The sequence below is a fragment of the Amycolatopsis sp. DG1A-15b genome, from assembly GCF_030285645.1.
Taxonomy (GTDB): domain Bacteria; phylum Actinomycetota; class Actinomycetes; order Mycobacteriales; family Pseudonocardiaceae; genus Amycolatopsis.
Window position 1 is genome coordinate 10,231,013 of the sequence record NZ_CP127296.1, and the last position, 26,047, is coordinate 10,257,059.

The following is a 26,047-nucleotide window of genomic DNA, read 5'->3' on the forward strand; positions in this document are numbered from 1 at the left end:
ACTGTCAGGTCCGAGGTTGAAAAACCAGGTCGAGGGGCACCCGCCGACGTACTCCCTCCCGCGGAGGCGGCCAACAACACAGGAGGCGACATAGATGGGTGACCGGGTCGAAGGTGGCTACCGGCGGGTGCTGCTGAAACTGGGCGGCGAGATGTTCGGCGGTGGTTCGATCGGCGTCGATCCGGACGTCGTCCACTCGGTCGCGCAGCAGATCGCCGACGTCGCCCGCACCGGGGTCCAGGTCGCGGTCGTGATCGGCGGCGGCAACTACTTCCGGGGCGCCGAACTTTCGGTGCGTGGCATGGACCGCGACCGCGCCGACTACATGGCGATGCTGGGCACCGTGATGAACTGCCTGGCGCTGCAGGACTTCCTGGAGAAGGAGGGCCTGCCCACCCGCGTGCAGACCGCCATCACGATGGGCCAGGTCGCCGAGCCCTACATCCCGCGCCGCGCCGAGCGGCACCTGGAGAAGGGCCGCGTCGTGATCTTCGGCGCCGGGGTCGGCATGCCGTACTTCTCCACCGACACCGCGGCCGCGCAGCGGGCGCTCGAGCTGGGCTGCGAAGCCGTGCTGATGGCGAAGGCCGTCGACGGCGTCTACACCGCGGACCCGAAGGCCGACCCCACCGCCGAGATGTTCCGCGAGATCACCCACCGCGAGGTGCTGGAGCGGGACCTGAAGGTCGCCGACGCGACGGCGTTCAGCCTCTGCATGGACAACAACATGCCGATCATCGTGTTCAACCTGCTCACCGAGGGGAACATCGCCCGCGCGGTGAGTGGTGAAAGAATCGGCACGTTGGTCAGCACCCCCACTGCCGGGGTGCCGGCCTAGACCTGCTGGGATCAGCAAGCGCCACCCATCACAACAACGGGAGTAGCCGTGATCGACGAGACCCTCCTCGATGCCGAGGAGAAGATGGAAAAAGCGGTGTCCGTCGCCAAGGATGATCTGACGTCGGTGCGCACCGGCCGGGCCACCCCGTCGATGTTCTCGCGCATCGTGGTCGAGTACTACGGCGCGCCGACCCCGCTGAACCAGCTGGCCAGCGTCAACGTGCCGGAGGCGCGGATGGCGCTGATCAAGCCGTACGACCAGACCCAGCTCGTCGCGATCGAGAAGGCCATCCGCGAGTCCGACCTCGGGGTCAACCCGAGCAACGACGGCAACGTGATCCGGATCGTCATCCCGCAGCTCACCGAGGAGCGGCGCAAGGAGATGGTCAAGGTCGCCAAGAGCAAGGGTGAGGATGCGCGGGTGACCATCCGCAGCATCCGCCGCAAGGCCAAGGAAGAGCTCGACCGCATCGGCAAGGACGGCGAAGCGGGCGAAGACGAGGTCGTGCGCGCGGAGAAGGAGCTGCAGAACCTCACCGACACGTACTCACACAAGGTCGACGAGCTGGTCAAGCACAAGGAAGCCGAGCTGCTCGAGGTCTGATGGCACAGGTGAGCGAGGAACGCGAGGACCGGGTGGACGCCACCGGAGCACACCCGGCGGCCACGCCCGGGACGCCGGAGCCGGGCGACGCCGGCACCCCGGCCACGGGGACGCCGGTCGTGCCGGAGGCCTCGGGCAACGGGGAAGCGGCCCGGTTGTCGGCCGCCGGAACCGCCGCGGCCGGAACTTCCGCGGCCTCGGCCAACGGTGTGGCGGCCGGCGAGGTGACGGACGCCTCGGCCAAGGACGCGGCGGCGGAGGCCTCCGCGGCCGACGGCGCGGCCGCGGAACCGGCGCCGGAGGCCAAAAAGGCCTCCAAGGCCGGGCGGAACCTGCCCGCGGCCATCGGGGTTGCGTTGCTGCTCGGCGCCGCGATCATCGTTTCCCTGCTCACCGTTCGCTACCTGTTCATCGGGATCATCGCGGTCGCGATCGCGGTCGGCACCTTCGAATTCGCCGGGGTGCTGCGCCGGGTCGCCGACATCCGGGTCGCGATGATCCCGGTGCTCGTCGGCGGGCAGGCGATGATCTGGCTCGCCTGGCCGTTCGGCCGGGAGGGCGCGCTCACCGCGTTCGTCCTCACCGTGCTCGCCTGCCTGCTGTGGCGGCTGCCCGGCGGGGCGAAGGGCTACCTGCGTGACATCAGCGCGTCCACCTTCGCCGCCGCGTACCTGCCGCTCTTCGGCGCCTTCGCGGCGATGCTCGTGCCACCGTCGGACGGCGTCGGGCGCGTTCTCACCTTCCTGATCGGTGTCGTCGCGTCGGACACCGGTGGCTACATCGCCGGCGTGCTCGGCGGCAAGCACCCGATGGCCCCCACCATCAGCCCGAAGAAGACCTGGGAAGGCTTCGCGGGTTCGGTGATCGGCGGCGTCGTGGCCGGGGCGCTGACGCTCAGCCTGCTGCTCGACGGCCACGTCTGGCAGGGCGTGATCTTCGGCGTCGCCATCGTGCTGACCGCGACCCTGGGCGACCTCGTCGAGTCGCTGATCAAGCGCGACCTCGGCGTCAAGGACATGGGCACGCTGCTGCCCGGGCACGGCGGGATCATGGACCGCCTCGACTCGCTGCTGCCCTCGGCCGTCGTGTCCTGGCTGCTGCTTTCGGCGTTCGTTCCGGTCTAGTCGTCGTAGGGGTCGTCGACCTCCGCGCGGCCCCAGCCTTCGGCGACGCGGGAGTGGTCGATCACCGCGAAGACCGCGCCCTCGGGGTCGGCGAGGATGGACATCCGGCCGAACGGGGTGTCGTAGGGCTGGATCACCACCGTGCCGCCGTGCATGAGCGCCTCGCCCGCGACCGCGTCGACGCCGCGGGCCGGGTCGATGTCGAAGTACACGAGCCAGTGCGGCGGGGTGTCGAGGCTGTACTCCGAACCCATCACGTACCGGTAGAGCACCGGCTCGTGCTCGATGAGCCATTCGACGTAGTCGAGCATCTCGCCGTCGCCGATCTGATGGCTGCCGTAGGTGAACAGCTTGGTGTAGAAGTGATCCGCCGCGACGCCGTCGTGGGTGTTGAGGTCCGCGCCGCTGAAGGTGTTCGGGATCCCGGTGACGAACTCCCAGTTCGGCGGCACCTCCCAGAACACCACCGGCGCGCCGCACGCGTCGATGGCGTGCATGATCGTGCCGCGGTCCGGGATCGCCACCGGCCCGAGCGTGATCCGCCCGCCGAGGTGCTCCACCCACTCGGCCGCGCTCGCGGTGTGGGGCACGGAGATGTGCGGCATCCAGCCCAGCGGTGTGCCCTGGGCCGCGCGGTAGAGCCCGCCGACGGGGAGGGTGTTGAGCGCCGCGATGGCGTAACGGCCGTCGGACGTCGCCGGATCCCGCTGAGTTGTGTACTCCCAGCCGAACAGGGCGCCGTAGAATCTCTCCACCACGGCCTGCTCCCGGCAGGCCAGCTCGATCCAGCACGGAATTCCGGCCGGGACCGGGGACGGGGTACTGGACGGGCCGATTGCCATGGGTGCTCCTCCCGATACCCACCGGATTCTAGGCGTGATCCGTGAGTTTTCCGCCAAGAATTCGCCACCGTGCGAGCACGGCCCGGCGACGAGGACCCGGAAGGAGCAGCGGGGGTGCGGTGGTCGTCGCGGCGCGCGGAGGTCGTGCCCAGCCCCAACATCTGGTACTACCAGGCCGATTACGAGCTGGAGAACCGCGCGCAGGACAGTGGCGGCGAGATCTGGCGGGTGCTTCGGGAGGAGCACGACTGGACCGGCCAGGACGTGCTGGACGTCGGCTGCGGTGACGGGTTTCACTTGCCGCGCTTCGCTCGTGACGCGCGATCAGTGCTCGGAGTGGAGCCTCACGAGCCGTTGGTGCGAAGTGCGCTCAAGCGCGTCGAGGGACTGTCGAACGTGGACGTCCGGATGGGCCGGGCCCAGCGGCTGCCGGTCCGCAGCGCGAGCGTCGACGTCGTGCACGCCCGCACGGCGTACTTCTTCGGGCCCGGGTGCGAGCCCGGGCTGGCGGAGGCCGAGCGGGTGCTGCGGCCGGGTGGCGCGCTCCTGATCGTCGACCTCGACGTGACCAGCGAGCCCTACGGCCGCTGGATGCGCGCCGACCTACCGCACTACGACCCGGGCGCCGTGGAACGGTTCTTCGCCCGGGCCGGGTTCGGCTGCCGCCGAGTCGTGACGGAATGGCGTTTCGCGACCGCCGCGGACCTCGAAGCCGTGCTGAAGATCGAATTCAGCCGGCCGGTCGCCGAACAGGCGATCGCGGAGGCCTTGCAGCGTAACGGGAATCGCGCCCAGGACCTGACGCTGCCGGTGGGCTACCGCGTTCACACGCGGCTCAAGCCCACCGGCCTCGTCCTGCCAGGTCACTCGGCTTCTTCCGAAGGAGCCGAGGACTCGTCCTCGTCTTCGCCGAGGATGCCGTAGAGCGAGCGCCGGGCGTCGTTGAGGACCTCGGCCGCGCGGGCCTGCTGGCTCTCGGTGCCCGCGCGCATGATCTGCACGACGGCGGCGGCCAGGTTCTTGCCCGCCTTCGCCAGCCCGACCTCGGTCGGGTCGACGTCCTGGGCGATCTGCTCCCACGGCGGGGTGCTGTCCTGCTGCTCCGCGGCGGCACGGCCGGTGTCGGTCAGCTCGAACAGCTTCTTGCCGTGCTCGTCCTTGCTGAGGACCAGGCCTTCGTCGGCCAGCAGCTGCAGCGTCGGGTAGACCGAGCCGGGGCTCGGCCGCCAGAAGCCGCCGGAGCGCTCGCCGATCTCGCGGATGATCTCGTAGCCGTGCCGGGGCTGCTCGGCGAGCAGCGCCAGGATCGCGGCGCGGACGTCACCGCGGCGGCTGCGCCGTCCGCCGTGACCCCGCCGGCCCGGACCGTGGCCGCGACCGCGTCCACCGGGGCCGAAGCCCGGGGGGAACTCGCCGAAACCACCGAAGGGCCCGAAAGGTGTGCGCCCACGTTCGTGGGCGAAGGGGTGTCGTTGCCTACGCATGTCTTGTGTTCCTTTCTCGAACTGTTGCGACACGTTCACGATATATCGGAAACAGTCGGCTCGCAACCTGTTGTCGGTGAGCTCGCTCACGGAACTTGAGCCGACCAGATCCGGCGACCTAGATAGGCATGCCTAATAACCTGTTAGCAAAGGTAACGACCTGTGCGGACCCGCTCGCTCCCGCTGACGGCCGGGTTGCTGGTCCTCGCCGCGGCCGTGGCCGCCGCCGTGCTGCTCAGCATCGGCGTCGGCACCCGCGGCCTGAGCCCGGGCACCGTGCTCAACGCGCTCTTCCACTTCGACGCGGGCAACCCCGACCACCTCGTCGTCCGCGAACTCCGCCTCCCGCGCACGCCCGCCGGGGCGCTGGCCGGCGTCGCGCTGGGCCTCTCCGGCGCCGTCATCCAGGGCGCCACGCGCAACCCCCTGGCCGATCCCGGGCTGCTCGGCGTCAACGCGGGTGCCGCGCTCTTCGTCGTCCTCGGCATCGGCACGTTCGGCATCACGAGCGTCGGCGGGTACGTCTGGTTCGGTTTCCTGGGCGCCGCGGCCGCCGGCGGCGTCGTCTACGGCGTCAGCTCCCTCGGCCGGGCCGGGGCGACGCCGGTGAAGCTCGCCCTGGCCGGTGCCGCGGTGACGGCGGCGCTGGCCTCGGTGACCAGTGCGCTGCTGCTCACCGACCAGACCACGTTCGACCAGTACCGGTTCTGGCAGGTCGGCTCGCTGACCTGCCGCGACGCCGCGACGATCACCCAGGCCGTGCCGTTCGTGGTGGCGGGCGTGCTCCTCGCGCTGGTCGCCGCGCGCCGGCTCAACGCGCTCGCGCTCGGCGAGGACGTCGCCCGCTCGCTCGGCCAGAACGTGGCCGTGGCGCGGCTGGTGTGTGCGCTCGCCGTCGTCGTGCTCTGCGGTTCGGCGACGGCGATCGCCGGGCCGATCGCGTTCGTCGGGCTGACCGTCTCGCACGCCGCGCGGCTCGTCACCGGCCCCGACCACCGGTGGCTGCTCCCGTACTCGGCGTTGCTCGCGCCGCTGCTCCTGCTGGTCTCCGACGTCGTCGGCCGCGTGGTCGCGCGCCCGGCCGAGGTGCAGGTCGGAATCGTCACCGCGCTCGTCGGCGCGCCCGTGTTCGTGTTCCTGGTGCGGCGCCGGAAGGTCGTGGCGGTGTGAGCGCCGTCGAGGTGGTCGCCGTCGCGCGTCGACGCGGCGCCGCCCGGGCCCGCGTGGTGACACTGGGGTTGCTGCTGGCGATCGTCGTCGTCTTCGCGGGATCGCTGGCCGTGGGTGACTTCCCGGTGCCGCTCGCCGACCTCCCGGGACTCCTGTTCGGCAACGGAGTGGGCCGCGCCGCCTACGTCGTGACGGAACTCCGGCTGCCGAGAGCGGTCACCGGCGTCCTCGTCGGCGTCGCCTTCGGGACGTCCGGGGCGCTCTTCCAGCGGCTGCTGCGCAATCCGCTGGCCAGCCCGGACGTCATCGGCGTGACGCAGGGCGCGAGCGCCGCGGCGGTCGTCGCGATCGTGCTGTTCGGTGCCGCGGGCCCGGTGGTTTCGGCCGCGGCCCTGGCCGGCGCGTTGCTCACGGGTGCCACGATCTACCTGCTCGCCCGCCGTGGTGGCGTCCACGGCTACCGGCTGGTGCTCGTCGGCGTCGGCGTCGGCGCGGTGCTGACGAGCGTCGTCTCGTACCTGATGACCTGGGCCGACGTCACCCTCGCCCAGCAGGCCCTGGTGTGGCTGACCGGCAACCTCAACGGGCGGAGCTGGGAGCACGTCATCCCGCTCGCGGTCGCGCTCGCCGTCCTGCTGCCGGCGGCGCTGCTCCGGGGCCGCGCGCTCGCCGGGCTCCAGCTGGGCGACGACACGGCGGCGGGGCTGGGGCTCGACGTCGAACGCAGCCGCCTGGCTCTGCTGCTGATCGCCGTCGCGTCGGCCGCGTTGGCGACGGCGGCCGCGGGGCCGGTCGCCTTCGTCGCCTTCGTGGCCGACCCGATCGCGACGCGGCTCGTCGGTGGCGCTCGCGCGGGACTGCTTCCCGCGGCGCTGACCGGCGCGCTCGTCGTGCTGCTGGGCGACTTCGCAGCCCAGCACCTGCTCGGCGAGCAGCTGCCGGTCGGTGTCGTCACCGGCGCCGTCGGCGCCCCGTACCTGCTGTGGCTGCTGGCCACCGCCAACCGCGCCGGGCGAGTGTGAGGAACGCCGTGACACTGCACACCGAGAACCTCGAACTCGGCTACGGGCCGCTGCGGGTGGTCCAGGACCTGTCGGTCCGGATCCCGCCCGGCAAGGTCACCATGATCGTCGGGACCAACGCCTGCGGGAAGTCGACGCTCCTGCGCGGCCTCGCGCGGCTGCTGACTCCCACGAAAGGTGCCGTCTACCTCGACGGCAAGGGCATCACGACGTGGCGCAGCAAGGACGTGGCGACCGTGCTCGGCCTGCTCCCGCAGTCGCCGACCGCGCCGGAGGGCATCACCGTCGCCGACCTCGTCGGCCGTGGGCGCTACCCGCACCAGGGCGTTTTCCGCCGCTGGAGCGCCGAAGACGACGAAGCCGTGGCGCGCGCCCTGCTCGCGACCGACACCGTCGAGCTGGCCGCCCGTCCGGTCGACGAGCTGTCCGGCGGGCAGCGCCAGCGCGTCTGGATCGCCATGGCGCTGGCGCAGCGGACGCCGTTGCTGCTGCTCGACGAGCCCACGACGTTCCTCGACATCGCCCACCAGGTCGAGGTGCTCGACCTGCTGTCCGACCTGAACGCCGAGGACGGCCGGACAATCGTGATCGTCCTGCACGACCTCAACCTGGCCGCCCGCTACGGCGACCACCTGATCGCCATGAAGGACGGCCGGATCGCCGCCGAGGGCGCGCCTGCCGACATCCTCACCGCCGAGCTCGTCGCCGACGTCTTCGGCATGCCCTGCCGGGTCATCGAAGACCCGGTCTCCGCCACGCCCCTGGTCGTCCCGATCGGCCGGCGGCGGGCCACACCCCGAGAAGAAGGAACCCCCGATGCGTCCTAAGTGGACACGACTGACCGCCGCCCTCGCGGCTGTCACGTTGCTCGCCGCCTGCGGCCAGCCGGAAAAGCCGAGCAGCTCCGGCGTCGGCGACCAGGACGTCGCCACCGGCGGACGGCTGTTCTCCACCGCGGACAGTGAAACGGCCAAGCTCGGCGCGGACGTCGGCCCCGGCCTCTTCCCACGCACGGTGACCCACGCGCTCGGCAAGACGAAGCTGGACAAGAAGCCCACGCGGGTCGTCGTGCTCGACAGTGGTGAGCTCGACGACGTCCTCACGCTCGGCGTCACCCCGGTCGGCATGGCCACCACGGCCGGGCAGAGCGGCGTGCCGTCCTACCTGGCCGATCGCGTCAACGGCACCCCGACGGTCGGGGACATCAACAACCTCAACCTGGAAGCGATCGCGGCGCTGACGCCGGACCTGATCGTCGGCAGCAAGCTGCGCGCCAACGACCTCTACCCGCAGCTGTCGAAGATCGCGCCGACGGTGTTCAGCATCCGGCCCGGGTTCCCGTGGAAGGAGAACCTGCTGCTGGTCGGGGCTTCGCTGGGCGACGAGACGAAGGCCGTCGGGCTGCTGAACGACTACCAGAAGCGCGCGAACGAGGTGAAGGCCGCCGTCAAGGGCGCGCCGAAGATCTCGCTGCTGAGGTTCCTTTCCGGCAACATCCGCCTCTACGGCAACCTGTCCTTCATCGGCGTGATCCTGAAGGACGTCGGTCTCGAAGCGACCCGCGAACCAGAACATCAACGAGCTGGCCGCGCAGATCTCGAAGGAGCGCATCGACGAGGCGGACGCCGACTGGATCTTCTACTCCAGCTACGGCGCCGGGCCGAGCGCGGACGAGAAGGCCGTCACGAGCAGCGGGCTGTGGGCGGGGCTGGGCGCGGTCAAGGCGAAGCACGCCATCCCGGTCGCCGACGAGGTCTGGTTCCTCGGCCTCGGCCCGATCGGGGCGATGAAGGTCCTCGACGACCTGCAGAAGCACCTGGGCTGAGAAGATCGGCCCCGTGCCGGAAACCATCGACGAGATCGACGCGCGCCTGCTGGAAGCGCTCGGAGAAGACCCCCGGGCCACGGCGGTCGCGCTGGCCGAGCGGCTGGGCCTGTCCCGCAACACGGTGCAGGCCCGGCTCGCGCGGCTGGAACAGCGTGGCGTCCTCCGGTCGTTCGAACGCCGCATCGATCCGGCGCGCCTGGGCTACCCGCTGCGGGCGTTCGTCAACGCGATGGTCGACCAGCGGCGCCTGGCCGAGATCGCCGATGCCCTCGCCGCGATCCCCGAGGTCACCGAGGTGTGCGGGCTGACCGGGGCGAGCGACCTGATGGTGCAGGTGGTCGCCGTCGACGCCGACGACCTCTACCGGATCGCCGGGCACATCCTCGCCTCGCCGGGGGTGGAGCGGACGAACATCTCCCTCGTCATGCGTGAGCTCGTCCCGTACCGCCTGGCGCCCCTGCTGGAGCGCGTGCATTCTGCGCAGCCGGAGACCTGAGCCTTCGGGATTCGGTGCGCATTCTGCGCACTTTCGGCGGCATCGGTTGTGCGATGCGTCCACCAGTGCTGTCCTGGTGGGCGCTTCCTGCACGAAAGGTGTCGACGATGACTCAGGCCCCTGTGACCGCCCCGGCGCTCACCGCGATCGAGCAGCGGGTGCTGTGGCTCGCCACCGCGATCGTGCACCAGGCCAACCGCGTCCGCCCCAACCCGTCCGGGCTCAAGGTCGGCGGCCACCAGGCGTCGTGCGCGTCGCTGGTCTCGATCATGACGTCGCTGTGGTTCCGGCACCTGCGTCCCGAGGACCGCGTCTCGGTGAAGCCGCACGCGTCCCCGGTGCTCCACGCGATCAACTACCTCCTCGGCGAGCTGGACGAGGCCTACCTGCCGACGCTGCGCGAGTTCGGCGGTCTGCAGAGCTACCCGAGCCGCGCCAAGGACCCCGACCCGGTGGACTACTCGACCGGCTCGGTCGGCATCGGCGCGACCGCCCCGATCTGGGGCGCGCTGGCCCGCCGCTACCTGACGACCCGGGGTTCGGCGGCGGGGACCGGCCGCCAGTACTCGCTGGTCGGCGACGCCGAGCTGGACGAAGGCGCGATCTGGGAGGCCATTCTCGACCCGGGCGTCGCCGAACTGGGCGAGATCGTCTGGATCGTCGACCTCAACCGCCAGTCCCTCGACCGGGTCGTCCCGAACATCGCGGCCGGGCGGCTGCAGGGCATGTTCGACGCGGCCGGCTGGCAGGTGCTGACGCTGAAGTACGGGCGGCTGCTGGAGGAGCTGTTCACCCGGCCCGGCGGCACCGAGCTGCGCGCCCGCATCGACGCGATGCCGAACCCCGAGTACCAGCGGCTCCTGCGCTGCGACGCCGCGCAGGTGCGCGACCGGCTGCCCGCGGGCGACGACGCGCTGGCCGCGCTGGTGGCGTCGCTGGACGACGAGACGCTGCTGGCCGCGATCCGCAACCTCGGCGGGCACGACCTCGGCTCGCTCGACGAGGTCTTCGCGTCCATTGCGGACGATCGGCCGACGGTGATCTTCTGCTACACCGTCAAGGGACGCGGTCTTCCCACGCAGGGGCACCCGCAGAACCACTCGTCGCTGCTGACCGTGGCGCAGATGGAAGAGCTGGCTTCGTCTCTGGGAACGGACCTCTCGTCGCCGTGGGAGCGCTTCGCTGACGGGTCCGCCGAAGCCGCGTTGTGCGCTGAAGTCGCTTCGCGCCTTCGCCGTCCGGACGTTCCTTCGCCGCCTTCGCTGGACCTGCCGGTCGACATCGGGCGGACGCCGTCCGGCACCGCGACGACGCAGGCCGCGCTGGGCCGCGTGCTGCTCGACCTGACGCGCGAAGCGCCCGAAGCAGCGAAGCGGGTGGTGACGGTCAGCCCCGACGTCAGCTCGACGACCAACCTCGGCGGCTGGGTCAACAAGGTCGGCGTCTGGTCGGCCACCGAGCGCCGTGACTGGTTCGAGGACGACCCCGAGACGATCATGCACTGGCGGGAGAAGCCGACCGGTCAGCACGTCGAGCTGGGGATCGCCGAGACGAACCTGGTCGGCCTGCTGGGCGAGCTGGGCGCGACCTGGAGCCGCTGGGGCGAGCCGCTGCTGCCCATCGGCGTCATGTACGACCCGTTCGTCGAACGGGCGCTGGAACCGTGGTCGTTCGGCATCTACGCGGGCGGGCAGTCGATCCTGATCGGGACGCCGTCGGGGGTCACGCTCGCGCCGGAAGGCGGCGCGCACCAGTCGATCACCACGCCGTCGATCGGGATCGAGCAGCCCGGCTGCGTCAGCTACGAACCGGCGTTCGCGATCGACACCGAGTGGACCCTGCTGGCCGCGCTCAGCCGGCTCGGCAAGCCGGGCGGGACGTCGTCGTACTTCCGGCTCTCGACGCGTCCGGTCGACCAGACGCTCGCCGCGGTGCCCACGGATCCGGCCGCCCGCGAACGCCGTCGCCGCCAGGTCGTGGCGGGGGCGTACCTGCTGCGGCGCGCGGCTTCACCGGCCGTCACGCTGGCGGCGATGGGGGCGCTGGTGCCGGACACCCTGGCGGCGGCCGAGCGGCTGGCCCAGGTCGGCGTCGAGGCCGACGTCGTGTGCGTGACCAGCCCGGGCCTGCTGTTCGAGGCGCTCCAAGCCCGGTCCGGCCGGGGGAGCGCCGAGTCGTGGATCCTCGACCAGGTCTTCCCGGCTTCGCGGGCGAAGCCGCTGGTCACCGTGCTCGACGGCCACCCGCACACGCTGGCGTTCCTGGCCGGGATCAACCGGGTGCCGTCGGTCGCACTCGGCGTCACCGGCTTCGGGCAGTCGGGGTCGCTCGAGGAGGTCTACCGCCACCACGGCATCGACACGGACGCGATCATCCGGGCCGCGCTCGACGCCGTCAGCTGAAGGTGGCGCCGGCGAGCATGGCGTCCATCTTGGCGTCCCAGCCGGGGAAGGACCCGTACTGGACGATCAGGATCCGGCTCGTCGGCAGCCACCACATCCGGACCTGGTTGTTCTGCGCCGAGTTCTCGCAGGTGACCTTCCAGCGGCCGTATTCGGCGTTCTTGGGTCCGATCGGCGCGAAGCCGGAGTCGAGAAGGGTGCTGCCGGTGGCCTCGGTGGCCTTGCCGGGCGGGGACGCGGGGGTGATGCAGGTCGGCAGGTCCGTGCCGGTGTACCAGCCGAAGGGCCGCTTCGTGCTCGGGAGGTTGATCGGCGCGCCGGCGTCCGGCTTGCGCAGGTTCACGACCCGCGCTTCGCAGGCCACGGCGCCTTCGGTGACGCAGCCGTCCAGCAGGCCGTCCGGGCTGTGCTCGGTGTAGGTCGCGCCCGCCGGCAGGGGCAGGTGCAGGGACCCCACGGTGGCGCGCGGCCCGCTCGGCGTGCTCGGCGCGGGCGGGTGCTCGCCCGGGGTGCTGCAGGCGGCGGCGCTCAGGATGACCGCGACCACCAGGACAAGGTGCCGGAAGGACACGCGCTCACCTCTTTCGTCGGGCGCCAGGTTTCACGCCGTCGATCATCCCTCCGGGTGACGCGGCCCCACCGACCGGGGGCGGCCCGTGACCTGGCGTACACCGGGCCGGGGTGGCACCGGCAGTGCCGGCGGCCGCGTGGGACACTGGTCCGGTTATGACTGCCCTTCCCCTCGTCTTCGACGCGCCCAAGCGCGGCCTGCCGCCGCGCCACCTCGCCGACCTCTCGGTGTCCGAGCGTGCGGCCGCGGTCGCCGAGCTGGGGGAGAAACCGTTCCGCGCGAAGCAGCTGTCGAACCACTACTTCTCCCGCCTGACGGTGGACCCGGAGGAGATGACGGACATCCCCGCGGCGTCCCGGTCACGGCTGGTCGCGGACCTGATGCCGACGCTGCTGACCGAGGTCCGCGCGCTGGCGGCCGACGACGGCGCGACGCGCAAGACGCTGTGGCGAGCCCACGACGGCACGCTCCTGGAGAGCGTCCTGATGCGCTACCCGGACCGCGCGACGCTGTGCATCTCGAGCCAGGCGGGCTGCGGCATGGCGTGCCCGTTCTGCGCGACCGGCCAGGGCGGTCTGGACCGGAACCTGTCGACGGCGGAGATCGTCGACCAGGTCCGTTCGGCGGCGGCGGTCATGCGCGACGGCAAGATGCCGGGCGGCCCCGGGCGGCTGTCGAACATCGTCTTCATGGGCATGGGCGAACCTCTAGCGAACTATCGCAGAGTAGTCAATGCAGTACGGAGGATCACCGAGCCGGCTCCATCGGGCTTGGGGATCGGTCAGCGGTCGGTCACCGTCTCGACAGTGGGTCTGGCGCCGGCGATCCGGAAGCTGGCCGACGAGAAGATGCAGGTGCGGCTCGCTGTTTCGCTGCACACGCCGGACGACGAGCTGCGAGACACCTTAGTGCCGGTGAACGAGCGCTGGTCGGTCGATGAGGTGCTCTCTGCCGCCCGGTACTACGCCGATACCTCCGGGCGTCGGGTGTCGATCGAGTACGCGTTGATCCGGGACATCAACGATCAACCGTGGCGGGCCGAGCTGCTGGCGAAGCGGCTGCGCAAGCATCTGGGCCAGTTGGTGCATGTGAACGTAATCCCGTTGAACCCGACTCCAGGCAGCAAGTGGGACGCCAGCCCGAAGCCTGTGGAGCGCGAGTTCGTGCGCCTGGTGAACGCCGGTGGTGTGGCGTGCACGGTGCGGGACACCCGGGGCCAGGACATCGCTGCGGCGTGCGGCCAGTTGGCTGCTGAAGGCTGAGTTTTTCGTTTCGATGGTGGAGTGTTTGTCGTGATGTATGCGCCCAGCCTGTTGGATCCGGCTGCGGAATCGTTGAAGCTCGCGGATGTGTGCGGTCGTGGTGCGACTGAGGTGGCTCGTGAGGCGCGGACGTTGCTGGGTGAGCGGTTCAGTTCGGTGACGTTCATGTATGTGCTGATGCGAGCGTTCGAGGTCGAGTACAACGCGGCGCGGGATGCTTCGCGGTGGCACGAGTTCCACGGCGGTCCGCGGGCGCTGTCGGACGCTGACCTGGAGAAACTGCTCGCTCCATGGCTTGATCGCTGATCATCGAACCAACCGTCTGAGGTTGGCGCCCACGCGCGCCGGCGACTTCGTCGGCCAGGACCCTGAACAGCTCGAAAGCTGACCGAGCAGCCGAGCGTGTCCAGCCGCAGGCGTTCGATCCGCCTGAATGCGACGTTGTTGGCCGAGCACGTGTCCCTCGACGGACGAGCAACGATGCCGAGTCGATGCCATATCGAGGCCCACGACGCATGCATGGTCAACGCGAGGACAGCTGGCTGACCGTGACCACGCCATAGGTGACGGCGAGCGCGCGCCGGGTGGCAAGGGCGACCGGCCCGCATTGAGATCGCGGCCCATCTCAATGCGGTCTTGACCTCTGCGGTCCGCGTCACCGCGAGGACTGGCGGGGCTGATGACGTTCGGTCAGGATGGCCGACGTACCGACATCGATCCTGCTCGGGACGAGGAAGTCCTCACTGATCAGTGATCGAAGGCGATCAGGGATCGGGTGATGGGCAGTCCGGTGGCGCGGTTGTGCCGGATTGCGGCGGTCAGCGCCTGCAGGTGCTGGGCTGGGTGTGGGGTGCGATTGCGGTAGTCCGGTCGCAGTAGCCGCACTCCGCGCTCGGCCAGGTAGGCGTCGAGTTCGCGGGAGACGTAGCGGACTCGTCGTGATCCAAGATCGCCACCAGCACCTGGTGCTCGTCGAGCTTCGGGTTGGCCGGCGCTCAGGTGATCGGGAGTCCGGCCGGGGTGCAGACCAGGTGCAGGCGCAGGCCCCAGAAGAACCGTGAGTGGCTGGAGCAGTAGCCGTAGCCGGCCCAGCCGGCCAGGTTGGAGCGTCACGAACCGATCTTGAACACCCTTCGTCCGTCTCCGTGGCCGCTGACCATGATTCCCTGAAAGATCTACCGAAAGACGGACGCGCACCGGGCCACCGGTCGACCAGCCTGGCGGCATGAGGAAGACGACCATGTGGCTGGCCGGTCTGCTCGCCACGTTCGCGGTGGCAGCGCCGGCCGAGGCGGCGCCGGGCACCGAACTGTCCTGGCAGGACTGTGGTGACGGGCTGCTGTGCGCACAGCTGACCGTGCCGGTGGACTGGACCGACCCGGACGGCGCCCGAACCACTCTGAGCCTCACCAAGCTCCCCGCCCGGGACCAAGCCCGCAAACAGGGCGTTCTCTACGTCAACTCCGGTGGTCCGGCCACGCAGGCTCCCCTGCTGCGCAACCCGGCCTTCGCGGGGTTGACCGACGCGTTCGACCTCGTCGTCTCGGAAACACGAGGCTTCGACACTGTTTCCTGCCCGATGGGTCCACAACCGGCGCGTGGGGAGTGGGTGTTCCCGGACCGGTCCGCCTACGAGGCGTACGTCGAGGAGAACCAACAGGTGGGCCGGGCATGCGCCGAGGCGGCAGGTCCGCTCGCCGGCAAACTCGACTCCCGGCAGGTCGCACACGACCTGGACGCCATCCGAAAAGCATTGGGGCAGCGGAAGCTCAACTACTTCGGCAACTCCTACGGCACCGTGTACGGCCAAGCCTACGCCGAGCTCTTCCCCCGCCGCGTCGGCCGGATGTACCTCGACAGCGTCAAGGACCACACCAACCGTTCAATCCCGAACTGGGTCGTCCCCCGCGCGACCACGGCCGAACGCAACTTGCACCGGCTCGCCGAATGGTGTGCGCGCGAACCGAGCTGCGCGCTCCACGGCCAGGATCTGCTGGCCGTGTGGGACGACGTCATCAGCCGGGCCGGGCGGGAACCGATCCCTGGCGGTGGCACCACGGTCAGCGCAACGAAAATCCTTTCGCAAACCGATCCGCAGGTCGAGCAGCAGTGGCCGATGCTGGCCACCGCGCTCGCACAAGCCGCCGCGGGTGATGCCACAGCGTTCGCTGGGAGTCCGCCGCCGGGATCGGGTGGCCCCGGACTGGGCCGTCAGCTGATCTGCGCCGACTTCCCGTACCCGAGTGACTACCAGGAACTGAAGTCCCTGGAGATGAAACTGCGGACGGTCGCACCCCGGCTGGGCTGGGTGTACGCGTGGCAGGCCGCGGCGCACTGCGCCGGTCTGACGGTGCTGCCGACGTACGCGCCCCATCCGTTCCGTGCCGACGGACTGCCGCCGGTGCTGATCGTCAACGGCGAGGGCGACAGCACCACCCCGCCCCAGTGGGCCCGCAGGCTCGCCGACCAACTGCCCGGCGCACGCTATGTGCCGGCCCCCGGCGGCCATGCCCGGTACCTGAGCGGCGACGCGTGCGTTCGTGGGCATGCGGACCGGTATCTGACCACGGGCGCGCTGCCGCCCGCGGGCACACGCTGCGGGTGAAGATCTGCCGAAAGGCAGACGCGTACGGGCTGACGGCCGAGCAGCCTGTACGGCATGAGGAAGATACTCAAGGTCGTCGCCGGCGTGTTGTGCCTGGCCACTGTGTCCGGTGGGGTGGTGAGCACGCCGGCCGCGGCCGGTCCGATACTGTCCTTTTCGGACTGTGGGGACGGTCTGCAGTGCGGTGAGCTGTCGGTGCCGGTCGACTGGGACCGTCCTGGCGGTGCGCGGAGCACGCTCGCCCTGGCGAAACTGCCCGCGCTGGACGCCGCGCGCAAACGTGGTGTGCTGCTGGTGGACCTCGGCGGTCCGCAGGCGCAGATCTCCGCGTTCCGGCTGCCGGTCTTCCAGGGCATGGTCGCGGAGCTGCGGCAGTGGTTCGACGTCGTGATCTTCGATCCGCGGGGGTTCGAGGCGAGCGGCGGCATCTCCTGCCCGCTGCCGGCTCCCGCCGAGGCGGACTACGTTTTCCCGGACGAGGCCGGCTTCGACGCGCATGCCGAGCAGAACGGCCGATTCGGCCGGTCATGCGCGGAGGATCCGCTGGCCGGCCACCTCAACGCCCGGCAGGTCGCCTACGACCTCGAAGCCGTCCGGACGGCGCTCGGCGAGCGGAAGCTCGACTACTTCGGCAACTCCTACGGCACCGTGTACGCCCAGGCCTACGCCGGGCTCTTCCCCCACCGCGTCGGCCGGATGTACCTCGACAGCGTCATGGACCACACCAATCCCTCGCTGGGTGACTGGCTCGCCGAGCGGGCCAGGGCGACCGAGGACACCCTGCACCGGTTCGCCGCGTGGTGCGCGCGGGAGGCCGGCTGCGCCCTGCACGGCCGTGACGTGCTGTCCCTCTGGGACGAACTCGTCGCACGGGCCGGGCAGCAGCCGATCCCCGGTGGCGGAACGACGGTCAGCGCCACCCAGCTCGTCGCTCGCGCCGACGTCAGGTCCGAGAAGCGGTGGCCGGCGTTCGCGACGGCGCTCGCCGAGGCGTACGCGGGTGACGCCACGAAACTCGCCGTCAAGCCGTCGTTCCCGCCCGACCCGGGCGTGACGCGGCTCGCGATGTGTGCCGACTTCCCTTATCCCGGCGACTATCGGGCGGTGAAGGCGGTGGAGGACGAACTGCGCACGGTGGCGCCCCGGCTGGGCTGGCGGCAGGCGTGGATCTTCGCCATGAACTGTGCACGGCTGCCGGACAACGGGACGTTCCCGCCGTACCGGCCGCACTTTGGCGGGCTGCCACCGATCCTGGTCGCCAACGGTGAGCAGGACGACAACACGCCGCCCGCGTGGGGACGGCACCTCGCCGCGCAGCTTCCCGGTGCCCGCTACCTCACGGCCGACGGCGACCACGCGCTCTACCTGGACGGGAACCCCTGCGTCCGCGCCCACGTGCACCGCTACCTGACGACGGGCCGGTTGCCATCGCCCACTGCGTCCTGTGTTCAGTGACGCGACATTAGTGTGTCGGCATGAGACACCTGCGGGAAGCGCTGTTGGTGGTCGTGACCACGGCTCTGCTCGTCGGATTCACGCTGGGGGAGGGGCAGGCGGCGAGCGTGGAGCTGGTCCTGGTCAGTCTCGCCGTCTGCCTCCCGCTGCCGCTGCGGCGGAGATTGCCGGTGACCACGGCGATCCTGACCGCCACGGTGTCGGTGTTCGGCAGCGTGCTCCCGGGCTGGCCGGGGCGGCTGGTGGCGATGGCGGCGTTGTGCTGTGCCGCCTACTACCGGCCGCTGCGGCTGCCGTGGGTCCTGGTCGTCTCCGTGGTCTGGATGCTCGGCTACGGGGCGGTGGCGCAGAAGATGGGCGCGGTCGCCGACCTGGTCGTCCTCGGCGTGGCGCTGCCGGCGGTCGGGTACGCGCTGCGGCTGCAACGCGACCGGGCCAGGCAGGCGGTCGAGCTGCGCCTCGCCGAGACGGACCGCCTGGCCGCCGAGGACCGTGCCCGGCTGGCCAGGGACGTGCACGACAGCGTCGGCCATCATCTGACCGCGATCCGGCTGCAGGCCATGGCCGGCCGCCGGGCGCTGGCCGGCACTTCCACGCTCGCCGACCGCGTTCTCGGCACCATCGACGACCTGTCGTCGTCGGCGCTGGGCGAGGTGCGTGCCCTGCTGACCACGTTGCGAACGGCGCCGGGCCTCGCCGAGGTGGGGGACCTGGTCCGCCGGCTGTCCGATCAGGACAGGCGGATCACGGTGCATGGTAAGGCGGTCCCGCTGCCGTCCACCGTCGACCACGCCGCTTACCGTGTCGTGCAAGAAGCACTGACCAACGCCGTGCGGCACACCGACGCCACCGAGATCGAGGTGTGCCTGCGACACGACCGGCACGGAATGGAGATCACCGTCACCGACAACGGTACCGGCACCGGCGAAGTCGTCGAAGGGTACGGCATCCGCGGCATGCGCGAGCGGGTCCGCGCACTCGGCGGCACGACGTCGATCGGCCCTCGGCACCCGCACGGCTGGTCGGTCCGGGCGAGGATCCCGGCATGATCCGCGTGCTGATCGCCGACGACCAGGAACCGGTACGCGAGGCGCTGCGACTGGTCCTCGACGGCGAACCGGACATCGAGGTGGTCGACGAGGCGGCCAACGGCGCCGAGGCGGTGCGGAAGGCGTTATGGCGGCGGCCGGACCTCGTGGTCATGGATCTCCGCATGCCGCATCTGGACGGGGTCGCCGCCATCCGCCGGCTCGCGAACTCAGAGCTCGCTCCTCGCGTGCTCGCGTTGACGACCTTCGACCTGGACGAGTACTTGTTCGGCGCATTGCGAGCCGGAGCGGCCGGGTTCCTGCTCAAGGACAGCGAACCCGAACTGCTGCTGGCCGCGGTCCGCGCACTGCACACCGGGCACGGGTTGATCGACCCCCAGGTGACCGGACGGTTGATCAGCCGCTTCGCCGCGTTGTCCCCCAACACGCCGACGCACGAGCTGGACCTGCTCACCCCACGCGAACACGAGGTGCTGCGGCTCATCGCCCGGGGGTTGAGCAACGCCGAGATCGCCGAAACGCTGGTGATCGAACAGGGCACGGTGAAGACCCACGTCGCACGGGTGCTCGGCAAACTGGGCCTGCGTACGCGGGTACACGCGGTGATCTACGCCTACGAACACGGACTCGTCGACTAGGTGTGCTGCTGCTTCCGGTCGTTGACACCCCGGGATGGAGTTGGTCTTGGACAGTTTGACCAGACCCTGATCGGGCCAGAGAGCCAGATGCCGAGGTCTTTGACCATCGTCGAAGGGCATTGCCCGGATAGAACTGTCGTTGTGACGGAAGACATAGGAGGCGGCTTCATGCCCCTGACTTGCTTGGATGCAAAGTCGGTGGAGTTGTAAAAGGGTAGGGAGGGGCGAGCCGCTCGCGAACTACAAGCGTGTGGTGGCGGCGGTCCGGCGGATCACGGATCCGGCTCCCGGTGGTCTGGGGATCGGTCAGCGTTCGGTGACGGTGTCGACGGTCGGGTTGGCGCCGGCGATCCGCAAGCTGGCGGACGAGAAGATGCAGGTGCGGCTGGCGGTGTCGTTGCACACGCCGGACGACGAGCTGCGGGACACGTTGGTGCCGGTGAACGAGCGCTGGTCGGTGGACGAGGTGCTGTCGGCTGCGCGGTACTACGCCGACACTTCCGGGCGCCGGGTGTCTATCGAGTACGCGTTGATCCGGGACATCAACGACCAGCCGTGGCGGGCGGAGCTGCTGGCGAAGCGGCTGCGGAAGCACTTGGGTCAGCTGGTGCACGTGAACGTGATTCCGTTGAACCCGACGCCGGGTTCGAAGTGGGATGCGTCGCCGAAGCCGGTGGAGCGGGAGTTCGTGCGGCTGGTGAATGCCGGGGGAGTAGCGTGCACGGTGCGTGACACGCGCGGCCAGGAGATTGCCGCGGCCTGTGGCCAGCTGGCTGCCGAAGGCTGAGTTGTTCGTTTCGATGATGGAGTGTTTGCCGTGATGTATGCCCCCAGCCTGTTGGATCCGGCTGCGGAGGAGCTTCGGCTCGCGGACGTGTGCGGCCGTGGTGCGACCGAGGTTGCCCGCGAGGCGCGGACGTTGCTGGGTGAGCGGTTCAGCTCGGTGACGTTCATGTACGTGCTGATGCGGGCGTTCGAGGTGGAGTACACGGCGGCGTGTGACGCTTCGCGGTGGCACGAGTTCCACGGTGGACCGCGGGCGCTGTCGGACGCTGACCTGGAGAAGCTGCTCGCTCCCTGGCTCGGTCGCTGACCAGCTGCGCTCGGCGTCGCCGGCGCGTTACCAGGATAGGGGCGTCGACTCGCTGTCGGCGTTCGATCACTCATCCGGCGGTGTCGGCGAGCTCGACCTCTGCCGGCGCAAGCCCCCGCCTAAGAGTGCCAGCGTCGCCGCTGAGGGCTGCAACCTCATTCTCCTCCCGTGGGGTCGTGAACCTGGGACTTCCCGCGCAGACGTAACCGCGGTATGTCCTGCCTTTGACCTCCTCGCACAGAGGTTGGAACCGAGCCGGGTGGAGACCGCGAAACCGCGGGACCACGACGTCTTCGTAGAGGCTTCGCGAAATCACCAGCACGACCTCCTCGCCGGTGCGGTCGGCCAGGGCTTCCCGCGCGAGCGCCGTGTCGAGTAGCCGGCAAGCCACGACAAGCGCATCGCCGACGGGACCGAAGGCGCCGCCAGTCAATGCCCCGTGATGCATCGAAACGCGCACGCGTAGCCGGGGTCGGTCGGGACGTCTGAGCTCCTTGGCCAGCTCGTGCGTGAATTCCGCCACGACGCGAGAAACGTCCGTGCCGGGAGGCAGCACCGCAACCTCGCCGTCTCCTGTCGATTGCCGCAACCATTTGGTACGAAGGAGCCGCGCACGCCTGGCAGCCTGGCCGAGAACCTTCTTCAGTCGCGTGACGACGGCAGCCTGCTCGAGAATTCCCAATCGGGAGAATCCTTCGACGTCGACGGCTACTACGAGCGCGTATACGAGTTGCCCTTCGCGAAGCATGTTCCACCTCGGCAATGTCCGTGTGACCGGCCTTCGATTGAACATCTGCGAGCCGTCCCAATGCCACAGTGGTGGACGCAAAGAGACGAACCCGGCCTCGGAACGCGCAAAAGTGGGACAACATGAGACAGATCCGCCCGACTTGGGACACGATGTAACCATGTCCCGCGCTCAGCCAGGCCGTTCCGACGAAGTCGACCCGTCGAACGCAGCGACCGTCACGCAACTGGCGGCCCTGCTCAGGCGGTGCCGGCTGCGAGCCGGCAACCCGGGCCTCCGCGAGATCTAGCGGCTCGGCAAGCGGCGCGGTAATGCGTTACCCCGCTCGACAGTGGCCGGGGTTCTGAGCGGCCAGCGACGGCCGCGACGCGACCTGATGCTGGCCTTACTCGACGTGTTCGGCGTCCCCGACACGCACATCGGCTCCTGGGCTTCCGCATGGGAGAGGGTCGTGGCCGGACAGCCGGACGAGATCGACGTAGATTCAGATTCCATCTCCGAAGCAGCAGATGAGTACGATATCTGGCGTTTTCCGGAGAACGAGCCAGTGATAATCACCTGTGGACAGATCCCGGACGTCATGTCCTCCCATGTTTCCGCCACGGACCCGAGAGACCCGGACTACGTCGAATTGCTGAAGTACGCTGACCCTGACGCGCTGGTACACCTGTTCGGGCACATCCGTGCGCTGAATCCGGCGCACGACGTCAAGTACTCGACGGCGGACGACATGCAGCCCGCCGACTATTCGTCGCATCTGGTGGTCATAGGCGGTTCGGATTTCAACCTCCTGACCCGGGACATGTTCTCGACCTTGCAACTGCCGGTGAAGATGCCGCTCAGGTCGCCGGAGGCCGAGTGGCTCGGGTTCGAGGTGGTGGACGGGGACGAGATCCGTCGGTTCGCCCCGATCCTCGACGACGCTTACGGGTCACAGATCCTGCACGAGGACGTGGTCCTGTTCTTTCGGGGAGTCAACCCGGTCGACCGGCGGCGCACCATCACGATTTGCGCGGGCTTGTATGCCCGCGGAACCCTGGCCGCCGCGCAATGCCTGACGGATCCTCTGGTCGGGCCGGCAAACCAGGCCTACCTCCGGACGAAAGTTGGGGACAACCGTCACTTCGGCTTCATCGCCCGTGCCTTCGTCATCAACGGAAGAGTGGCTCTGCCAGACCTCACGATCCCCGGGCTCTGCCTCTACGAGTGGACGCGCCCGGAGTAGTGCGGTGGCACGAGTTCCATGGTGGACCGCGGGCGCTGCCGGTGCGCGGCGACGCGGCCGGCCACCAGGGCGGCGCGTTGGGCACGTTCGATCCGCATGACCGGCCACTGGCGGCTTTGGACGCGGTCGACACCCAGAGCGTGCCGGTCACCAAGTCGCCGAGGTACGGCCGTGGAATGGTGCAAGGTCGGCATAGGCTACAACTGGTTCCATCGCCCTCATTGCCAGAAGTGGTGAGCACATGACATCCGGAGCGGGCCACCGGCTCCTCGAGTTCCTCGGCGAACTGCGGGCGACCACCGGGTGGACGGTGGTCGTCACCGACGAGATCGGCGCCTTGTCGAGGTGGCGGCTGAGCGGGGCGACGTGGCAGGCCGTCGTGACGGTGGAGCCGCGGCGCTGGCTCGGCCTGGAGTTCGAGGCGCGCGACTCGGTGACCGGCAAGCGCGCCACCTACGACATCGACACCGACCTGTACGACATATCGCAGGACGACCAGCGCCAATTCGCGGAGGAAATCGAACGGGACATCATCGAATTCCTCGACGACTTGCGGAGGGGAGTCGTGCTGCGGGGGAACGACGGGACGAAATTCGTGCTCGTTTTCCCGCTGGGCGGTTCCTATGTCCGCGTGGTCCAGGGTCGCGTCACGACCAGCGCTTCCACCCACGCCGATCTGGCGGCCGCACGGAAGGGCGGTGACTACGTCCCGCTGGAATGAGGAGCTGCGGTCTGGAGGAGCGCGGATGAGGTTCACCGGATTGCAGCCTTTCGGGCACGTCTCCGGGCAGCTCGACTTCACCGTGGCCGGGATCGGTGACATCGATTTGCGCAACGACGCGCACATCGGCTGCATCAGGTTCATCCCCGGAGAGCGGCACATGTCGATCGCCTTCGACTTCGTGTCCGAGCGACCGGGTGAGCGACGGATGATCACTTTGGACTTCGCGGAGGTCGAGGTGATGCGCATCGAGCCCTACCTGCCCACCGGGGTCGACCCCGGCTACGGGCACGCCCTCCTCTTCGGCGTCGGGCACTGGGCCGACGCCGCAACCGGGCGAGAGGGATTCACGGTGTCCACGACGACCTTCGAAGCCGAGTTCTACGCGGTGGAGCTGAAGGCCACGGTGGCTTGACCTTCGCGGTCGAGTGCCGGCGAGGGGAGTGGCTCGTGAGGCTCGGACACCTGAAGGTTGCGCACCCGGCCGAGGTCTGCCCGCAGGGACAGGACGGGCCGGGCCCGTCGGGCAACACCGCGGTATGACGGCGCTTCTGAACAACCTGGTTCCGGTTCTGACGTCCTCGCAGGCAAAGCTTCAACAGAACTGCGAGAGGGGCGCCGAGATGGGATTCACCGCTAAGAAGACAATCAAAACGGCCGTGGTTGCCGGGACGTTCGCCGCCGTCGCTTTGGTTTCCGCGTGCAATGGGAACAGTGTTGCCGGCCATGGTTCTCCGGGGAAAAGCGAGGCCGTGGAGCAGGTGCCGGACGGGGGTGGCCCGGGGGCCGCCACCGGCGGTTCCGGTAGCGCGGGTTCCAGTGCCGTGTCGAACGGTGACGTCGATTGCAGCCGGTACGGCGGGCAGGTCGGCGCACCAGGGCGGCCGAAGCTGGACCTGATCGCGGTGGCGGCCACCGATGGCACCACGCCGGGCTGCACCGAGGCGTTCGACGTGATCACCGAGTACTAGCGGAAGCTTCCGCAGGCCGAAGGCCCCGGCGAGCGGGTCCTCGACGTCCAGGGGAAGTGGACCTGCGCCCGTCAGGCGGGCTCCGCGGGCAGCAGCCAGGGTGCGGTGGTCTGCGGTGTGCCCAACAGCTCGCTGCAACTGGAGACCAGGCCGTCGGGCGACGCTGGCAAGGAGCCTGTCCGCAAGTTCCCCAACACCACCCAGACGGTGCAGTTCACCGGGTACGACGCCGGGGTGCAGATGGTCCGCTTCCAGCTGGTCACCCGTCAGGAGGGCGGTCCGGACAACAGCCACTACGTGCCGGTCGACGGCAAGACCTACCGGCTTCCGCTGCAGAAGGGCGGCGAGGTGTTCAGCGCGGCCACCCTGTGCCCCGGCGAATCGGTCACCATCGACGGACAGGGCTACGGAAATGGGCCGTGCGGCCAGGATCAGCTGCTCCGGCAGCTCGAGAACGGTGGCTCGGTGCTGGCGGAGATCATCGTGAACGGCGACGACCGGATCACCACGGTCAAGGAGATCTACCACCCCTGACGCCGCGGTGAGCGACCGGACAACCTGATGGACAAATCCTTGACCGCTATGACCTGCGTCACGTAAGTTCCCGCGCAGCTTGAATCGTTTCAATCGAACCGTGCGCCCCGAACCGTCGTTCGGCGGCACAGCCGGGGAGGATCACGATGACCGAGAAGGATCCCGTGATCGGCGGGGAGTTCCGGCTGTCCCGGCGACGGGTGCTCGCGCTCGCCTCGGCCGCCGCTGTCGCCGGGACGGCCGGTGCGTGGCCCATCGCCTACGCCGCGCCGGACACCGGTGACCGCGCGGGCCGGTTCGCCGATCCGCGCCCGGACTCGCGGCCCACCGTGCTGTGGTTCTGGAACGGCACCGTCACCACCGCCCTCGTGGCCGGCGGGCTGGCGGACCTGCGGGACAAGGGCGTCCACGAAGTGCTCGTGTTCCCGTTCGAGACGGCGGCACTGAAACCCGCGTTCTTCAGCGAGGACTGGTTCGCGCTCATCGAGTTCACCTTGCGCGAAGCGCAGCGCCACGGCATGCACCTGTGGCTGTTCAACGACGACTACTTCCCGAGCGGCCGCGCCGGCGGCCTGGTCGTCGACGGCGGGAAGGTCGGCGACCGGGTCTACGAGCCGCGGCCCGACCTGCGGCTCAAGGGCGTGGGGCACCAGGTCCTGACCGTCGCGGGCGGGGTGCCGGTGGCGCTGGTGAGCCGGGGGCTGTCGGTGTCGGGCGGCCGGTTGCTGGTCGACGCCGAAGCCCGCGACGGCGTCACGTTGCTGCGCGAGGGTGCCCGGTGGCAGGACTACGACGTCGTGGCGAAGGTCCGGGTCGAGCGGGCCACGGCCGGGCTGATGGTGCGCAGTGCCGACGAGGGCAACGGCGTCCTCGCCGACCTGCGCGCCGATGGCGCGGTCGACGTCTGGCAGCAGAGCGGCGGCGCGTTCGCGCTGGTTCGCAGCGGCACCCCGGTGCCGGGCTTCGACCCCGGCGCGGACCACGAGCTGGTCGTCGGCGTCCGGGGCACGACCCTGACGGTGTCCCTGGACGGCGCCGGACAGGCGCCGGCCGAGGTCTCGCCCGCCTCCGGCCGGGTCGGGGTCCGCGCGGTGGCGACCCAGCGGTCGTCGTGGGACAGCCTGACCGTGCGCGACCCGGACGGCCGGACGCTGTACGCGGAGACGTTCGACGGGGTGGCCGCGCTCGACGGCTTCGACCTCCCCGCGACCGGCGTGCCGCTGGTCGCCGCGGCCGCGCGGCCGGAGTCCTCGACGGATCCGGCCACCCTGGTGGACCTGACCGCGCAGGCCCGGACGGGCGGCACGTGGACGCCGCCGTCGGGGAGCTGGCGGCTGGACCTGTTCACCGTCCGCGACCTGAG

Annotated in this window: 28 protein-coding genes and 3 pseudogenes; 23 read left to right on the forward strand and 8 right to left on the reverse strand. The window is 69.9% G+C overall.

Annotation, left to right across the window (positions count from 1 at the left end):
* The first annotated feature begins 94 nt into the window (after positions 1 to 94).
* Genes pyrH through QRY02_RS47655 form a run of 3 tightly spaced genes read left to right on the forward strand, consistent with a single transcriptional unit; the run spans position 95 to position 2,568 of the window.
* Positions 95 to 838: a UMP kinase gene (gene pyrH, locus QRY02_RS47645; RefSeq protein WP_285989259.1), complete on the forward strand. Its 744-nt coding sequence runs from the start codon at positions 95 to 97 to the stop codon at positions 836 to 838.
* A gap of 48 nt (positions 839 to 886) precedes the next feature.
* Complete coding sequence (gene frr / locus QRY02_RS47650; protein ID WP_020644474.1) at positions 887 to 1,444, forward strand: ribosome recycling factor; 558 nt, start codon at positions 887 to 889, stop codon at positions 1,442 to 1,444.
* A complete protein-coding gene (locus QRY02_RS47655; RefSeq protein WP_285989260.1) occupies positions 1,444 to 2,568 on the forward strand; it encodes a phosphatidate cytidylyltransferase in 1,125 nt (374 codons plus the stop codon). The genes frr and QRY02_RS47655 overlap by 1 nt, the downstream gene beginning before the upstream one ends.
* Here QRY02_RS47655 and QRY02_RS47660 read toward each other — a convergent pair.
* Positions 2,565 to 3,410 (reverse strand): VOC family protein, encoded by an 846-nt coding sequence (locus QRY02_RS47660; RefSeq protein WP_285989261.1) that lies wholly within the window; start codon positions 3,408 to 3,410, stop codon positions 2,565 to 2,567. The two genes, QRY02_RS47655 and QRY02_RS47660, sit on opposite strands and share 4 nt — an antisense overlap.
* A 114-nt stretch (positions 3,411 to 3,524) precedes the next feature.
* Between QRY02_RS47660 and QRY02_RS47665 the strand changes: the two genes are divergently transcribed.
* Complete coding sequence (locus tag QRY02_RS47665; RefSeq protein WP_285994118.1) at positions 3,525 to 4,334, forward strand: class I SAM-dependent methyltransferase; 810 nt, start codon at positions 3,525 to 3,527, stop codon at positions 4,332 to 4,334.
* Here QRY02_RS47665 and QRY02_RS47670 read toward each other — a convergent pair.
* On the reverse strand, positions 4,274 to 4,894 hold the full coding sequence (locus QRY02_RS47670) for a PadR family transcriptional regulator (RefSeq protein ID WP_285989262.1): 621 nt from the start codon (positions 4,892 to 4,894) through the stop codon (positions 4,274 to 4,276). The genes QRY02_RS47665 and QRY02_RS47670 overlap by 61 nt on opposite strands.
* A gap of 162 nt (positions 4,895 to 5,056) precedes the next feature.
* On the opposite strand from QRY02_RS47670, the gene QRY02_RS47675 reads away from it, so the two are divergent.
* The 6 genes and pseudogenes from QRY02_RS47675 to QRY02_RS47700 all read left to right on the forward strand — a co-directional run bounded on the left by QRY02_RS47675 (position 5,057) and on the right by QRY02_RS47700 (position 11,812).
* Positions 5,057 to 6,064, forward strand: a complete 1,008-nt coding sequence (locus QRY02_RS47675) for a FecCD family ABC transporter permease (protein ID WP_285989263.1) — start codon at positions 5,057 to 5,059, stop codon at positions 6,062 to 6,064.
* The gene (locus tag QRY02_RS47680; protein WP_285989264.1) at positions 6,061 to 7,086 is read left to right on the forward strand and encodes a FecCD family ABC transporter permease; all 1,026 of its coding nucleotides are present in this window, start codon (positions 6,061 to 6,063) and stop codon (positions 7,084 to 7,086) included. Before QRY02_RS47675 ends, QRY02_RS47680 begins: the two co-directional genes overlap by 4 nt.
* Positions 7,087 to 7,094: 8 nt before the next feature.
* Entirely contained in the window at positions 7,095 to 7,913 is an 819-nt protein-coding gene (locus tag QRY02_RS47685; protein WP_285989265.1) for an ABC transporter ATP-binding protein, read from the forward strand.
* Positions 7,903 to 8,619, forward strand: a pseudogene (locus QRY02_RS47690) (ABC transporter substrate-binding protein); the annotation flags it as partial. The gene QRY02_RS47685 and the pseudogene QRY02_RS47690, both read left to right, overlap by 11 nt.
* Positions 8,620 to 8,924: 305 nt before the next feature.
* Entirely contained in the window at positions 8,925 to 9,410 is a 486-nt protein-coding gene (locus QRY02_RS47695; RefSeq protein WP_285989266.1) for an Lrp/AsnC family transcriptional regulator, read from the forward strand.
* Positions 9,411 to 9,517: 107 nt separating this feature from the next.
* Positions 9,518 to 11,812 carry a thiamine pyrophosphate-binding protein gene (locus tag QRY02_RS47700; RefSeq protein ID WP_285989267.1) on the forward strand — a complete coding sequence of 765 codons (2,295 nt, stop codon included), beginning with the start codon at positions 9,518 to 9,520 and terminating at the stop codon, positions 11,810 to 11,812.
* On the opposite strand, the gene QRY02_RS47705 is transcribed toward QRY02_RS47700, so the two are convergent.
* On the reverse strand, positions 11,805 to 12,383 hold the full coding sequence (locus tag QRY02_RS47705; protein ID WP_285989268.1) for a hypothetical protein: 579 nt from the start codon (positions 12,381 to 12,383) through the stop codon (positions 11,805 to 11,807). The genes QRY02_RS47700 and QRY02_RS47705 overlap by 8 nt on opposite strands.
* Positions 12,384 to 12,538: 155 nt before the next feature.
* Here QRY02_RS47705 and rlmN point away from each other — a divergent pair, with 155 nt between their 5' ends.
* Together rlmN and QRY02_RS47715 are read left to right on the forward strand one after the other, a co-directional pair.
* The gene (gene rlmN, locus QRY02_RS47710; RefSeq protein ID WP_285989269.1) at positions 12,539 to 13,645 is read left to right on the forward strand and encodes a dual-specificity RNA methyltransferase RlmN; all 1,107 of its coding nucleotides are present in this window, start codon (positions 12,539 to 12,541) and stop codon (positions 13,643 to 13,645) included.
* Between the two features lie 30 nt (positions 13,646 to 13,675).
* Entirely contained in the window at positions 13,676 to 13,951 is a 276-nt protein-coding gene (locus QRY02_RS47715; protein WP_285994119.1) for a hypothetical protein, read from the forward strand.
* A 441-nt stretch (positions 13,952 to 14,392) separates the two neighbouring features.
* Here the strand turns inward: QRY02_RS47715 and QRY02_RS48785 are convergent.
* Positions 14,393 to 14,754, reverse strand: a pseudogene (locus QRY02_RS48785) (IS982 family transposase); the annotation flags it as partial.
* 131 nt (positions 14,755 to 14,885) lie between these two features.
* Here QRY02_RS48785 and QRY02_RS47720 point away from each other — a divergent pair.
* The 6 genes and pseudogenes from QRY02_RS47720 to QRY02_RS47745 all read left to right on the forward strand — a co-directional run bounded on the left by QRY02_RS47720 (position 14,886) and on the right by QRY02_RS47745 (position 20,485).
* Positions 14,886 to 16,250, forward strand: a complete 1,365-nt coding sequence (locus tag QRY02_RS47720) for an alpha/beta hydrolase (protein ID WP_285989270.1) — start codon at positions 14,886 to 14,888, stop codon at positions 16,248 to 16,250.
* Between the two features lie 54 nt (positions 16,251 to 16,304).
* Complete coding sequence (locus tag QRY02_RS47725) at positions 16,305 to 17,705, forward strand: alpha/beta hydrolase (protein WP_285989271.1); 1,401 nt, start codon at positions 16,305 to 16,307, stop codon at positions 17,703 to 17,705.
* A 20-nt stretch (positions 17,706 to 17,725) separates the two neighbouring features.
* A complete protein-coding gene (locus QRY02_RS47730; protein ID WP_285989272.1) occupies positions 17,726 to 18,754 on the forward strand; it encodes a sensor histidine kinase in 1,029 nt (342 codons plus the stop codon).
* Positions 18,751 to 19,392 carry a response regulator gene (locus tag QRY02_RS47735; RefSeq protein ID WP_285989273.1) on the forward strand — a complete coding sequence of 214 codons (642 nt, stop codon included), beginning with the start codon at positions 18,751 to 18,753 and terminating at the stop codon, positions 19,390 to 19,392. Before QRY02_RS47730 ends, QRY02_RS47735 begins: the two co-directional genes overlap by 4 nt.
* A gap of 214 nt (positions 19,393 to 19,606) precedes the next feature.
* A pseudogene (locus QRY02_RS47740) lies at positions 19,607 to 20,179 on the forward strand (radical SAM protein); the annotation flags it as partial.
* Between the two features lie 30 nt (positions 20,180 to 20,209).
* Positions 20,210 to 20,485, forward strand: a complete 276-nt coding sequence (locus tag QRY02_RS47745) for a hypothetical protein (protein ID WP_387054796.1) — start codon at positions 20,210 to 20,212, stop codon at positions 20,483 to 20,485.
* 70 nt (positions 20,486 to 20,555) lie between these two features.
* On the opposite strand, the gene QRY02_RS47750 is transcribed toward QRY02_RS47745, so the two are convergent.
* Complete coding sequence (locus QRY02_RS47750; RefSeq protein ID WP_285989275.1) at positions 20,556 to 21,233, reverse strand: hypothetical protein; 678 nt, start codon at positions 21,231 to 21,233, stop codon at positions 20,556 to 20,558.
* 331 nt (positions 21,234 to 21,564) lie between these two features.
* Here QRY02_RS47750 and QRY02_RS47755 point away from each other — a divergent pair, with 331 nt between their 5' ends.
* Entirely contained in the window at positions 21,565 to 22,458 is an 894-nt protein-coding gene (locus QRY02_RS47755; protein WP_285989276.1) for a hypothetical protein, read from the forward strand.
* On the opposite strand, the gene QRY02_RS47760 is transcribed toward QRY02_RS47755, so the two are convergent.
* Complete coding sequence (locus QRY02_RS47760) at positions 22,434 to 22,556, reverse strand: hypothetical protein (protein ID WP_285989277.1); 123 nt, start codon at positions 22,554 to 22,556, stop codon at positions 22,434 to 22,436. The two genes, QRY02_RS47755 and QRY02_RS47760, sit on opposite strands and share 25 nt — an antisense overlap.
* A gap of 143 nt (positions 22,557 to 22,699) precedes the next feature.
* Between QRY02_RS47760 and QRY02_RS47765 the strand changes: the two genes are divergently transcribed.
* The 4 genes from QRY02_RS47765 to QRY02_RS49030 all read left to right on the forward strand — a co-directional run bounded on the left by QRY02_RS47765 (position 22,700) and on the right by QRY02_RS49030 (position 24,684).
* A complete protein-coding gene (locus QRY02_RS47765) occupies positions 22,700 to 23,179 on the forward strand; it encodes a hypothetical protein (RefSeq protein WP_285989278.1) in 480 nt (159 codons plus the stop codon).
* 25 nt (positions 23,180 to 23,204) lie between these two features.
* Positions 23,205 to 23,594: a hypothetical protein gene (locus tag QRY02_RS47770; protein ID WP_285989279.1), complete on the forward strand. Its 390-nt coding sequence runs from the start codon at positions 23,205 to 23,207 to the stop codon at positions 23,592 to 23,594.
* Positions 23,595 to 23,718: 124 nt separating this feature from the next.
* Entirely contained in the window at positions 23,719 to 24,150 is a 432-nt protein-coding gene (locus QRY02_RS49025) for a hypothetical protein (protein WP_502874178.1), read from the forward strand.
* Positions 24,151 to 24,267: 117 nt separating this feature from the next.
* The gene (locus tag QRY02_RS49030; RefSeq protein WP_502874179.1) at positions 24,268 to 24,684 is read left to right on the forward strand and encodes a hypothetical protein; all 417 of its coding nucleotides are present in this window, start codon (positions 24,268 to 24,270) and stop codon (positions 24,682 to 24,684) included.
* A gap of 259 nt (positions 24,685 to 24,943) precedes the next feature.
* Here the strand turns inward: QRY02_RS49030 and QRY02_RS47780 are convergent, their stop codons facing one another.
* Together QRY02_RS47780 and QRY02_RS47785 are read right to left on the reverse strand one after the other, a co-directional pair.
* Positions 24,944 to 25,168: a hypothetical protein gene (locus QRY02_RS47780; protein WP_285989280.1), complete on the reverse strand. Its 225-nt coding sequence runs from the start codon at positions 25,166 to 25,168 to the stop codon at positions 24,944 to 24,946.
* A 303-nt stretch (positions 25,169 to 25,471) separates the two neighbouring features.
* Positions 25,472 to 26,032, reverse strand: a complete 561-nt coding sequence (locus QRY02_RS47785; RefSeq protein WP_285989281.1) for a hypothetical protein — start codon at positions 26,030 to 26,032, stop codon at positions 25,472 to 25,474.
* Positions 26,033 to 26,047: the final 15 nt, after the last annotated feature.

Excerpts from the sequence above, each read along its gene's own strand:
- pyrH (WP_285989259.1), top strand. The coding sequence starts at position 95 with ATGGGTGACCGGGTCGAAGGTGGCTACCGGCGGGTGCTGCTGAAACTG.
- QRY02_RS47655 (WP_285989260.1), top strand. The coding sequence starts at position 1,444 with ATGGCACAGGTGAGCGAGGAACGCGAGGACCGGGTGGACGCCACCGGA.
- QRY02_RS47660 (WP_285989261.1), bottom strand. The coding sequence starts at position 3,410 with ATGGCAATCGGCCCGTCCAGTACCCCGTCCCCGGTCCCGGCCGGAATT.
- QRY02_RS47670 (WP_285989262.1), bottom strand. The coding sequence starts at position 4,894 with ATGCGTAGGCAACGACACCCCTTCGCCCACGAACGTGGGCGCACACCT.
- QRY02_RS47700 (WP_285989267.1), top strand. The coding sequence starts at position 9,518 with ATGACTCAGGCCCCTGTGACCGCCCCGGCGCTCACCGCGATCGAGCAG.
- rlmN (WP_285989269.1), top strand. The coding sequence starts at position 12,539 with ATGACTGCCCTTCCCCTCGTCTTCGACGCGCCCAAGCGCGGCCTGCCG.
- QRY02_RS47720 (WP_285989270.1), top strand. The coding sequence starts at position 14,886 with ATGTGGCTGGCCGGTCTGCTCGCCACGTTCGCGGTGGCAGCGCCGGCC.
- QRY02_RS47725 (WP_285989271.1), top strand. The coding sequence starts at position 16,305 with ATGAGGAAGATACTCAAGGTCGTCGCCGGCGTGTTGTGCCTGGCCACT.
- QRY02_RS47730 (WP_285989272.1), top strand. The coding sequence starts at position 17,726 with ATGAGACACCTGCGGGAAGCGCTGTTGGTGGTCGTGACCACGGCTCTG.
- QRY02_RS47735 (WP_285989273.1), top strand. The coding sequence starts at position 18,751 with ATGATCCGCGTGCTGATCGCCGACGACCAGGAACCGGTACGCGAGGCG.
- QRY02_RS47750 (WP_285989275.1), bottom strand. The coding sequence starts at position 21,233 with ATGCTTCGCGAAGGGCAACTCGTATACGCGCTCGTAGTAGCCGTCGAC.
- QRY02_RS47760 (WP_285989277.1), bottom strand. The coding sequence starts at position 22,556 with ATGCGGATCGAACGTGCCCAACGCGCCGCCCTGGTGGCCGGCCGCGTC.
- QRY02_RS47765 (WP_285989278.1), top strand. The coding sequence starts at position 22,700 with ATGACATCCGGAGCGGGCCACCGGCTCCTCGAGTTCCTCGGCGAACTG.
- QRY02_RS47770 (WP_285989279.1), top strand. The coding sequence starts at position 23,205 with ATGAGGTTCACCGGATTGCAGCCTTTCGGGCACGTCTCCGGGCAGCTC.
- QRY02_RS49025 (WP_502874178.1), top strand. The coding sequence starts at position 23,719 with ATGACGGCGCTTCTGAACAACCTGGTTCCGGTTCTGACGTCCTCGCAG.
- QRY02_RS47780 (WP_285989280.1), bottom strand. The coding sequence starts at position 25,168 with ATGAGCGCGAACCAGTCCTCGCTGAAGAACGCGGGTTTCAGTGCCGCC.